The 12,380-nt window shown below is 33.5% G+C and carries 4 protein-coding genes and 1 pseudogene; all 5 read right to left on the reverse strand.

Features of this window, described 5'->3' with window-relative positions; all coding sequences use genetic code 4:
- Positions 1-105: 105 nt before the first annotated feature.
- A complete protein-coding gene (locus tag D2833_RS03270) occupies positions 106-2,043 on the reverse strand; it encodes an FIVAR domain-containing protein (RefSeq protein WP_117274090.1) in 1,938 nt (645 codons plus the stop codon).
- 364 nt (positions 2,044-2,407) lie between these two features.
- A pseudogene (locus D2833_RS03275) lies at positions 2,408-4,612 on the reverse strand (hypothetical protein).
- 320 nt (positions 4,613-4,932) lie between these two features.
- Positions 4,933-7,068 (reverse strand): FIVAR domain-containing protein, encoded by a 2,136-nt coding sequence (locus D2833_RS03280; protein WP_117274093.1) that lies wholly within the window; start codon positions 7,066-7,068, stop codon positions 4,933-4,935.
- Between the two features lie 371 nt (positions 7,069-7,439).
- Positions 7,440-9,821 (reverse strand): GA module-containing protein, encoded by a 2,382-nt coding sequence (locus D2833_RS03285; protein ID WP_117274096.1) that lies wholly within the window; start codon positions 9,819-9,821, stop codon positions 7,440-7,442.
- A 313-nt stretch (positions 9,822-10,134) separates the two neighbouring features.
- Positions 10,135-12,138 carry an FIVAR domain-containing protein gene (locus tag D2833_RS03290; protein ID WP_117274098.1) on the reverse strand — a complete coding sequence of 668 codons (2,004 nt, stop codon included), beginning with the start codon at positions 12,136-12,138 and terminating at the stop codon, positions 10,135-10,137.
- Positions 12,139-12,380: the final 242 nt, after the last annotated feature.

A 12,380-nucleotide genomic window follows, 5' to 3' on the forward strand; every position in this document is an offset into this window, starting at 1 on the left:
TAAAAAAACATCAAAATTCGAATTGATTTTGATGTTAAATGACAAACAAAATAACTTATATAAAATACTTAACTAACTCAGCTTGATTACATATATTTTCTATTACTAAGATGGATTTGAAACATTAGTAGTTTCAGGTTGGGTTTCATTAAGAATAAATTCTAAATATCCAAAATTTGGAGCACCAATATTTTCAGTAGTTCCACTAACTACTATCTTATTTAATCCTTCTACTAGAGTTAACGTCTTTTTATTAGTAGGATCAGTTGTAACTCGGGTAGATTCTGTTGTTGCAGAGGTATCAAAGGTTCTTAATGTAGTAGTTAAATTACCTGTAAACAATTGTTTTACAGTTACATTATTAGAAGACATATCTCCGGTACTGAATTTAAGATCACTATGAACTCCTGAAGCGAACACTCCTTTAATATAATAATCACCTGCTTTTGGAGCATTTACATAGAATACGTAGTTTCTATTACTTGTGTTGTTTGCTAATGGGAATTTTTGAACATTGTTCTTTGGAACCATCATATCATTACGAGCACCAGTTCCACCCACATACCCAATTAAATAGTATTTTTCATTAGGTTTTGCTTGGTCGTTTAATGTTAAACCTGCACCACTGTATTCAGCAATATATGTTGATCAATCTGAAGCTAAACTATAACCATTTAAAGCATCAACTGAAATTATTGTTCTATTATTTTCAGTTGTAACACTATTACCAAAAATATCATCATAGATCTTATTCCAGTTATTAGGACTAGAAGAAAGATACATATTACCGATCATCGGACTTACTTTTTCTGCTGGAACACTAAACTCAATTTTGTTTGAACCAAATTTTAAGTTAGCTAAAGTAACTTTAGCTACATTAATATCATTAACAGTTGGAGTTTTACCATTCATTGTTTGCTCACTACCAAAAGTGATCGCGCTTGGTTCAGTCGCATCATTTAATTTATATTCTAAACCTAGTTTCATTTGATCACTAGTATTAACTAACTTATAAGGGAAATATAAATAACCTGTTGATGGTCCATAATAAGTAAACTCTAAAGTGTATTTAGCACCAGTGCCAGCTAAACTATAAATTCAAGACACATTAGATAAAGGTTGTACCATAGTTTGACCATCAGCAGGAGTATTAGAAATGCTTCTAGGTTCATCACCGTTTGTGAAAATGGTTCTCTGAGCATAATCTCAGTTAGGAATACTTGTTTGTCCAGTAACAGTTCCAGTTATATCAACGCTGTAACCTACAAAACTGTAGTTAGCAGGTTGTGCTTTATTATGAGCTTCTTCAACTCCTGTAATTTTTTCTTTTACTAATACTTGCTTAACAAAACTATCAGCTAGTTTTGTTGCGTTTTCTTTTTGAGGATTTAATACTTCATCTTTAATTGCTTCAACAATCTTAGTATTAGCCATCATTACAACATCTGCTGTAAGTGGATCCCCTTCAACTGGCTCTAACGTTTTAGTAGTAATGGCTTTACCTGCATCATATAACCCACTTAAATGCATCTTAATTCCAGCATATTGTGCAGCTGCATATGGAGCTAAAGTAGCAGTTTCATTACTTAAAGTCGTTTTTAATTCTTCATAAACTTTTACTAACTCGGCATGTTGTTCATCAAAGGTTTGTTTACTAGTAGCAGCTGTTCTAATTGCAGTTTCTAATCTAGTCTTAGCCTCATTAAGATTTTGTGTTGTTGATGATGAATTATCAAGAACAGTCTTAGCAGCATCATATGCTTTTGTTAGAGTGTCCTGTGTTTTTTTGTAGTCAACATACAATCCAAGATTCTTAGCTTTAGAATCAAATACAGTAGTTAACCCCATTCTTGCAGCAGCTAATTCTTGAGATGCAGCATTCATCATACCTTGTCCATCACCTGGATTAGTATCTCCACCATTCATACCACCACTAGGAGGATTTGGATTAGGTGTTGGTGTAGTACAACTAGCTGCAGCTAACATTACAAACGAACCAATACCTAATAAACTAACAAACTTTAATATGTTTTTTCTCTTCACTTAAAGTTAAGCCAATAACTTACGTTAAACACGTCTATTATTAATATAAGAATATATAAAGTTCAGTAAGTAATAAATCTGCTTAATTTTCACTGATCAAACCAGCCCCAAACCCCAGAACTCCTAAGAACTTCTTCTTCTTCTTCTTCTTCTTCTTCTTCTTCTTCGAAAACAAAAGATTTTATCAGTTTTTATAGTTAAAACCATCACAACTCATAACTCTTAACTTACTGAACAAAAAACCAGAACGGTTTTATGGGTTCTGGACTAATAATTTTATTTAACTAACTTAGCGCTATTAAACTGTAAGTATTTTTTTTCTTATTTATAAGTTTTACATTTTGTTATTTAATAACATAACTATTTAAGCTGCTGCACCAGAAACGTTTTCTGGTGTAGAACTACTACCATCTGCACTGATTTTTAATGTAAATGATAGCTTACCAATATAAGGAGTATTAAGATCCTTATCTCCTCCAATAATAACTTTATTTAATCCTTTTTTAAGGTGTAGAGTCTTATTAGCACTTTGAGCGCTACTACCTTCTCGACCACTACCAGTTGAAGTAGTCTGTTCATTAATATTTTTATTAGTTTTTGTATCAAATGTTCCTAGTATAGTTCAACTATTTAAAGATTTCACATCTATAACAAGAGAAGAGTTCATGTTTGGCTCTGTACCTTGAGTTGTTGAGAATTTTAGATATCTTTTTGCCGTTGGTTGTCTACTTGTATTATCCCCATTTAGATACGACCCACTAATATAATAATCACCGTCTTGTGGAGCATTTACATAAATTGTAAATGTTCTACTATTACCTGTAAGATTAGGGCTTGTAGGTGTAGTTGGAACATTTTCAGCATCAGTACGACGTGCACTACCATTAATTAAACCAACCAAATAAACAGTTGGAGATTTTGTTGCAGAACCTTCTGCAGTCAAATCAGTAAATTGACGAATGTATTCAAAATAACTAGTTGCTAAACTATATCCTTTTAGTAAATCAACTGTAACAGTTGATTCATTATTTTGTTTAACTAATGTATTTCCAAAAAGATCATCATAAATCTTGTTTTTATTAGCATCAGTATCAGATGAAGTTAGATACATATTCCCGATCATCGGAGCAACTTTAGACATATCACTTCCTGTTGATTGAGGAACGCTGAAATCGATTGTGTTTTCACCAAACTTTAAACCTGTTAATTTAACTTTAGCTACATTGATGTCAGCAACTGTTGGCGCTTCGTTCATTGTAGCAGTAGCAGGCATTGCTTGATTAGTATCAGAGCCTTCTTGATTTGTTTGATTAGAATTCGCAGCAGTTTCTGTAGCTGCTCGTTCTGCAGGTGCAGGTGCTGCAGGTGGCTGAACCGGTGGAACAGTAGGAGCAGGCTTAAACTCTATCAATTTAGCATTAGCCCCATTTAATGAATACTGTAATTCTGCCCTATCATTAGTTTTAACTAACTTATAAGGAAAATATAAATAAGCTGTATCTGGCCCATAATAATTAAATGTTAAAGTATATTTAGCATTCATTCCACTTAAACTATAGATTCATGATACATCTGTTAAAGGAACTGAATTTTCAGTTTGATCAGCTAAAGGAAAATTTTTATTAGCTGTATTAGTCCAAACTATTCTTTGAGCAAAGTTTCAGCTAGGAAGATTATCACTTGAACTAGAAGTCTGAGAATTGTTTCCAGTACGAGTAGTTATAGTATTTAAATCGACACTATAACCTACAAAACTATAGTTTCCTGGTTGTTTCTCTGTATTGGTTGTTCCAGTAATCTTTGTTTTATTGATTACTTGTTTAACAAAACTATCAGCTAAGTTTGTTGCGTTTTGTGTTTGCTGTGTTAATGAATTTTCATTAGTTGCTTCTTGAAGTTTTGTATTAGCCTGAGTTACTTGATCAACATCTAACACAGCGCCATCGATTCCTTCTAATGGTTTAGCAGTAAGCATTTTGCCGGCGTTATACAATGTGACTAAATTTTCTTTAATTCTAGCAAACTTAGCATCTTCCACTTTTGCTAAAGTAGCAGATTCATTACCTACTGCAGTCTTAAGTTGGTTGTATGCTGTTACTAATGCATTATTTTGCTGATTAAACGTTTGTTTACTACTAGCAGCAGTAGAAATAGCTGCTTGTAGAGTAGTTTCAGCATCCTTAAGATTTTGTGTGGTTGAAGCAGAGTTATTAAGTGTAGCTTCAGCTGCATCGTATGCTTTTACTAAAGTATCTTGAATTTTTTCATAATCTGCATACAACTTAGTGTTCTGATCCTTAGAACCAATTAAAGAGGTTAAAGCAGCTTTTGCGTCTGCTAATTCTTTAGCAGCTGCATTCATCATGCCTTGCCCATCACTTGGGTTGGTGTTTCCACCATTCATGTTACCACCACTAGGAGGGTTTGGTTAAGGGTTTGGAGTTGGTGTTGGGTTAGGTGTTGGGTTAGGTGTTGGGTTGACCGGTGTAGTACAGCTTGCAGCTGCCAACATTACAAACGAACCAATACCTAATAAACTAACAAACTTTAAAATGTTTTTTCTTTTCACTTAAAGTTAAATTGATGAACTTAGATAAAAAGATATTCATCAAGAAAGAATATATAAAGTTCAGTAAGTAATAAATCGTGTTTATTTTCGTCGATCAGACGAGCCCCAAACCTCTAAACTTCTAAGAACTTCTTCTTCTTCTTCTTCTTCTTCTTCGCAAACAAAAGGTTTCATTCATTTTTGCAATTAATTCAGAAATAATTTATTAGACTTTTTAAATTAAAAAACACCAAGACCGTTTACGATCTTGGTGCTAATAATTTTATGTAACTAACTTAGCGCTTTACTCAAAGATAAAGATTTTTTTATTTGATTCATTATTATGTTGATTGACGAGTCTCACTTTCAGTATTACTTGACGGGTTATTATTTAAAGTAAATGTTAAATTACCAATATAAGGAGTATCACCGTTTGAAACTCCACTAATAACAACTTTGTTTAATCCTTTTTTAAGATGTAGGGTAGTATGAGCGTTTTGCATACCACTAGATAAATTAGAAGGATTAACGATATTTGTATTAGTTTGAGTGTTAAAGGCGTCTAATGTAGTTCAATTTCGTTTCCCTTGAATAGTTAATGTAACATTGTTCATAGAACTTGTACTATCACCTGTTGGTGAAGAGAACATTAGTTGTCTATTATCACTTGTTAGATACGACCCACTAATATAATAATCACCGTCTTGCGGAGCATTTACATAAATTGTAAATGTTCTTTTTTGACTATTTGTTTGCGGACTCTGAATTCTATTACTGTTGTTAACAAGCTGTCTTCTACCAGGACCACCAATAAATCCGACTAAATAACTTGACTTTCTTGTTTGTGAATCTGAAGATGCTCCCATCTGCGTGTCCATTAATTGTTTAAATTCACCGATATATGTTGATCAACCAGAAGCAAGACTATAACCTGTTAATAAATCAACAGTGACAGAAATTGAATTGTCACTTGAGTTACTAGTATTACCGAAGATTTCATTATAGATCTTTCCTTGGCTTCCAGAATTTGAAGTAAGATACATATTTCCAATCATTGGAGCTACCTTATTTGTTGGAACACTAAATTCAATTGTATTTTCTCCAAATGTCAGCCCAGATAAAGTAACTTTTGCAATATTAATGTCACTTACTGTTGGAGTAGGATTCATTTCATTATTAACAGCTGCAACTTCATCAGCAACTAAAACTTCAGAAGATGATCTACCTTCAGTAGTACTAGTAGTTGCTACTCCATTTTCACTTTGATCAGCGTTTGTAGAAACAGTTTCAGCTGGTTCAAAATTAATTAATTTCGAACTAGTTTTATTTAGACTGTATTGAAGGGCTACTGAACTTGAATCAGCTTGTTTAACTAACTTATAAGGGAAATACAAGAATGCAGTATCAGGACCATAATATTCAAAACTTAGGGTATATTTAGTTCCTTCTCCAGCTAAACTATAAATCCAAGAAACATCAGTTGCAGAAACAGGAGAAGAAACTAGAGCTGTTTTTCCGGTTTGTTGACCTTCACTAGTTCAAACCTTTCTTTGAGCAAAATTTCAGTTAGGTAGATTTTGCGAATTACCAGTAGATCCAGTTGTTAGATCAACACTATAACCTGCAAAACTTCAGTTTGCCGGTTGTTCTTGATTATGAGCTCTATCGTTTGTTGATTCTAATTTTTCTTTAGACAACGGTTTTTTCTCAAAATCGTTAAACTTATCTGCATTAGTTTTTCATTCCGTAAGTTTTGAAACAGCAGTCATTATATCTTCGTTCGCTTTAGTAACAGACATAACTTCAGGAACAGTTCCCATAGTAGGATCTAATGTTCTAGCTGCTATTGCACTACCTGCATCAAACAGTTTACTTAAGTGATTTTTAATACTACTATATTTATTTTCAGATAAACCTTCTAAACTAGTAGTTTTAGATTGTAGTGTAGTTTTTAATTGATTATATGCAGTTACTAAAGGTTGATTAGCACTATCAAATGTACGTTTATTACTAGCAGCTTTATCAATAGCTGCTTGTAGTGTAGTTGATGCAGATCTTAAATTATCTAAAGTTGCACTTGTATTTTCTGATGCAGTTTTAGCTGTCATATAAGCAGTGCTTAAAGTACTTTGAATTTTGGCATAATCAGCATATAAGGCAACATTGGTATTTTCTGTACCAAGTAGATCGGTTAGCGTTTTTCTAGCAGCTGCTAATTGTTGTTCTGGTGTGGTGTTCCCAGAATTAGGATTGTCGCCCATCATGCCACCATCATTCCCTGGATTAGTATCTCCGCCATTCATACCACCACTAGGAGGGTTTGGCATTGGATCTGGTTTTGGTTCAGGGTTTGGATTTGGCTTTGGTGCAGGGTTAGGTGTTTGGTTAGTTACTGAAGTACAACTAGCTGCTGCCAACATCACAAACGAACCAATACCTAATAAACTAACAAACTTTAAAATGTTTTTTCTCTTCACTTAAAGTTAAGCCAATAACTTACGTTCACCACGTCTATTATTGTCTAAAGAATATATAAAGTTCAGTAAGTAATAAATCGGGTTTATTTTCGCTGATCAGAGCATCCGCTAACTCCTAAACTTCTAAGAACTTCTTCTTCTTCTTCTTCTTCGATTTCTAAAGGATTTTAGCTATTTTATATATTAAATACAACAACTCAATTTGTCTTAACTAAACAAAAAAAAACACCAGAACCGCTTTAGCGATCCTGGGCTAATAATTTTATTTAACTAACTTAGCGCTTATATATTCTTTTCTGCAGTAGCAGAACTAGGCTCAACTTGTTCACTAATCGTTTGATTTCTTTCTAAACATGTTTTTGGTTTTATTATTAGTTTGAAGATGAACTTGTTCCAGTTGTTGGTGAGCTTTGAGCTTGTTGTGTTGATCCTGTTTCTGAACCTGCTGGTTCATTACTTTGACCTGATTGAGCTTCACTTGTTGAAGCTGTTCCTGATCTAGCATCTTGAGGTTGAGTTGCTTCTTCACCACCTTCTTTAGTTTGCTGTTGATCTGGAGTTTGTAATACGCTTATAGGTCTTACAAATTTAGTTAAAGGAATTCTAATTAAGAAAGTATTTAATCAACCTTCGCTGGTTACACCGTTAACTGCAAAATATACTGCGCTTGAGTCTCCATTAACTTGTTGTAAGAATACGCTGCTATCGTTTAAATTTCCTATTCTAAGTTCTTTAATGTTTTGAACTTTAGTTATAGCAACTCCGTCTTTTTCTGTTACAAGTTGAGCTTTAAATTTAGGGTCAAATTTGTTAACATAGTTAATTATTGCTTGTAATAATGAAGTTTGAGCGTTATCTCTTACTAATAATTCTTTGAATTTAGTGTTAAAGTTACCATCTACATTTGAGGTTCCGTTAATTGAAGTATTATTTTGAGATCCTACTTGAGGAAACTTTGCATCTAACTCAATATTTGGCCCGGTGTAGTTTAAATAAACATTAACTTTTGCTTTTACGTTAGCATCATCAACTTTTGAATTTTGTGGCGCTGCTGAAGATGAAGCTCCTTGTGTTGCAAATAAGTTTTTATTTGGATCTGCTTCTTTATATAGATTTCTAATAGTTAGTGTAACTGTTTGAGAAGAATCATCTGCTTTTTTATAGCCTTTTTTAGGAGTTAAGGTAAAAGTTACTTTTGGTGTCAAAATAGTTTTACTGTTCATGACTAATTCATCCCAAGAAATTTTAGGATCTGATAAAGTCATATTCTTGAACTTTTCTTCACCTAATTTTTTTGTCAGTTGCTCTGCTACAAGGCTTAGTTTATCTTGATTTTGATTAAATCATGTAGTTAATATTAATGCGTTTCTTTCTTTTCAAAAAGGATAGCTGCCAGTTGGAGATACATTATATTCTCTATTCCTTGGCACAACAGTAAGAGTTGTAGTTACAATTTTTGGCATAAACCCGTCTCAGTATAGTGTACGCCCAGCGTCAGCTTTATAGTAAGCAGTTTTGGTTGTAGGGTTATCGCCGTTAAGCGCATCAGTAGCTGCTTTTAAAGTATCGTTTAATGATTTTAGATAAGAAGCAGTTGATGCTAAATCAGCTGTTGTAGTTTGTGCTGCAGGAGCAGTTTGCATAGTTGAAGTTTCTTTTGTTCCTGTTGCAACTCTAACTATAGCTGATGCTGTCGCGCTAGGTGAAGTTTGCGTTATTATTGGAGTAGCTGCTTGAGCTGGAGCCATTACAAAGTTTTGTAGTTTGAATTCTGATTTGTCTCTAGCTTTGGTTCAAGCTCTAGGGTTTGGTAAAGCACCATTTGTTGCAGCAGGAACCATAATTGATTCAGCTGTTCATTGGAATGCTGGAAACACTGATGAAGCTTTAAGTAGCGCTGCATCGAAATCTGCTTTGTTATCTGCATCATAGTAGCTTCTTGGGTAGTCCACTTGCATTGCAAGACCTTTAGAAACTAGATCTTGAAGTGATGTTAGAGAATCTTTTAATGATGTTAGGTTTTCTAACATTGTTGTAGCTTGAGCAGCGTGATCTTTATCTAAAGCTGTAACTTGTCTTTGTAGTTCAACTTTTAAAGCTGAGTTAACAAGAGTATCTAGCGCTTCTACTGCTGATGCTGCGCTAGTTTTTGTTTTTTGGAAGTCAAGATCTGGTTTAACTGCTGCAACTGCTGCATCAAGATCTGTTTTTGAAGATTCTAATGAAGCTTTTGTTGTGTCTAAATTACTTGAAGCATCTAGATTTTTAAGTTTTGTTCCATCTTCTAGTAATGCCGTTGCTGCTGTTAATTTTGCTTCTAAAGTAGTTTTAAGATCTTGGCTTACATTTGTGTATTGTTCTTCAGATTGAAGTGTTTTAGCAGCAGTAACCGATCCGCTTAATGCTTTTACAGCTGAAACAAGAGCTTCTGCTTTAGTTTTTAAATCTCTTGCTGCAGGTCCTGTTGTAGTTGCATCAACTTGTCTTTTTAATGCTTCTTTAACTGAATCTGATAATTCTGCTGAAGCATTAATAACAACTTTAGCTTCTGTTTTAGCAGCTGCTAATTGCTTAGCAGAATTATCCATTCCTCTACCATTCCCTGGATTAGTATTTCCACCATTCATACCACCACTAGGAGGATTAGGTGTTGGTGTTGGGGTAGTTGCTTGGGTACAACTAGCAGCTGCTAACATCACAAACGAACCAATACCTAATAAACTAACAAACTTTAAAATGTTTTTTCTTTTCACTTAAAGTCGAATTGACGAATTTGTAAAACGAACAAGTTCATCAAGATAAGAATATATAAAGTTCAGTAAGTAATAAATCGGGTTTATTTTCGTCGAACAGACGAGCCCCAAACCTCTAAACTTCTAAGAACTTCTTCTTCTTCTTCTTCGAAAACAAAAGTTTTTATTCGTTTTTACAGTTGATTCAGAAATAATTTACCAGCCTTTTTAAATAAAAAACACCAAAACTGCTTATCGGTCTTGGTGCTAATAATTTTATGTAACTAACTTAGCGCTTTATTCAAAGATAAAGATTTTTTTATTTGATTCATTATTATGTTGATTCACGAGTCTCACTTTCAGTATTACTTAACGGATTATTATTTAAAGTGAATGTTAAATTACCAATATAAGGAGTATCATTAGTTCCACTAATAACTATCTTATTAAGACCTTGTTTAAGGTGTAATGTTCTTTTGGCCATATTGCCTGATACAACATTGTTAGTCGTATCACTTGTATCAAATGTTTCTAATGCAGTTCAAGCAGTTTTTGCTGTTACATTAATTGTTACAGAATTAGAATCATCACTCCCTGTTTGGAATTTTAATGATCTTTGTGTTCTATTTGTTGAAATATATGAACCACTAATTCCATACTGACCGTCAGATGGTGCATTTACATATATTGCAAGGGTTCTTCGTTGTCCTGCTATTTGCGGGTTTCTAATTATATTACTAACATTATTAACATTATTAACAGTTCTTTGTCAAGATCCTGCAATATATCCAACTAAATAACTTGGGGCACTTGTTTGTGAATCTGAAGCTGTTTGATTTGCTCCAGTTAGTCGTTTAAATTCTCCAACATATGTTGATCAACCAGAAGCAAGACTATAGCCTTTTAATAAATCAATGGTTACAGATCTAGAGTCAGTGCTTAAATTACTTGTATTGCCAAAGATTTGATTATAAATCTTTTCTTGACTTTCAGAATTTGAGCTAATAAACATATTACCAATCATCGGAGCTACTTTATTAGTTTGATCTGTTGGAACGCTAAACTCAATAGTGTTTTGTCCAAATGCTAAACCTGTTAAAGTCACTTTAGCTATATTAATACTATCCACTGTTGGAGTAGGATTCATTTCATTATTAGAAGTTGCAGCTTCATCAGCAACTAAAACTTCAGAAGATGATCTACTTTCACTGCTACCTGTAGTTGTAGTTTCATTAGTAGTTGAATCAGCATTTGCAGGTTCTGTTCTAACTGGTTGAAAATTAATTAATTTTGGGCTAGCTTTATTTAGACTGTATTGAAGCGCTACTGAATTTGAATCAGCTTGTTTAACTAACTTATAAGGGAAATATAAGAATGCAGTATCAGGACCATAATACTCAAAACTTAGGGTATATTTAGTTCCTTCTCCAGCTAAACTATAAATCCAAGACACGTCAGTTGAAGAAACAGGGGAAGAAACTAGAACTGTTCTTCCACCTTCTTGACCTTCACTAGTTCAAACCTTTCTTTGAGCAAAATTTCAGTTAGGTAGATTTTGCGAATTACTAGTTAGATCAACACTATAAGCTGCAAAACTTCAATTTGCTGGTTGTTCTTGATTATGAGCTGTATCGTTTGTTGATTCTAATTTCTCTTTAGACAACGGGTTTTTCTCAAAATCGTTAAATTTATCTGCATTAGTTTTTCATTTATTCAATGATTCAGAACTAATAGCCATTTTAATACCGTTGTTAGCTTCATTTACTTTCTCTAAAGTAGGTCTTTCACCACTAGTAGGATCTAATGTTCTAGCTGTTATTGCACTACCTGTATCAAACAGTTTACTTACGTGGTTTTTAATACCACTATATTTATTTTCAGATAATCCTTCTAAACTATTAGTTTTAGATTGTAGTGTAGTTGATGCAGATCTTAAATTATCTAAAGTTGCACTTGTATTTTCTGATGCAGTTTTAGCTGTCATATAAGCAGTGCTTAAAGTACTTTGAATTTTGGCATAATCAGCATATAAGGCAACATTGGTATTTTCTGTACCAAGTAGATCGGTTAGCGTTTTTCTAGCAGCTGCTAATTGTTGTTCTGGTGTGGTGTTCCCAGAATTAGGATTGTCGCCCATCATGCCACCACCATTCCCTGGATTGGTATTTCCATCAGACATACCTACACCACCGCCAGGATTTGGCATTGGATTTGGTTCAGGGTTCGGTGTTGGTGTTGGTGTTGGTGCTGGTGCTGAAGTACAGCTTGCAGCTGCCAACATTACAAACGAACCAATACCTAATAAACTAACAAACTTTAAAATGTTTTTTCTTTTCACTTAAAGTCGATCTGATAAATTTTTAAAAAATTAAAAAATTCACCAATTAAGAATATATAAAGTTCAGTAAGTAATAAATCGGGTTTATTTTGGCTCACTAGGCCAATCCAACACTCCTAAACTTCTAAGAACTTCTTCTTCTTCTTCTTCTTCTTCTTCGAAAACAAAAGCTTTCATTCGTTTTTACAGTTAATTCAGAAATAATTTACCAGCCTTTTTAAATAAAAAACATCAAAACCGTT

It is taken from the genome of Mycoplasmoides gallisepticum, from assembly GCF_900476085.1.
GTDB classification, from domain to species: Bacteria; Bacillota_I; Bacilli_A; order Mycoplasmatales; family Mycoplasmoidaceae; genus Mycoplasmoides; species Mycoplasmoides gallisepticum.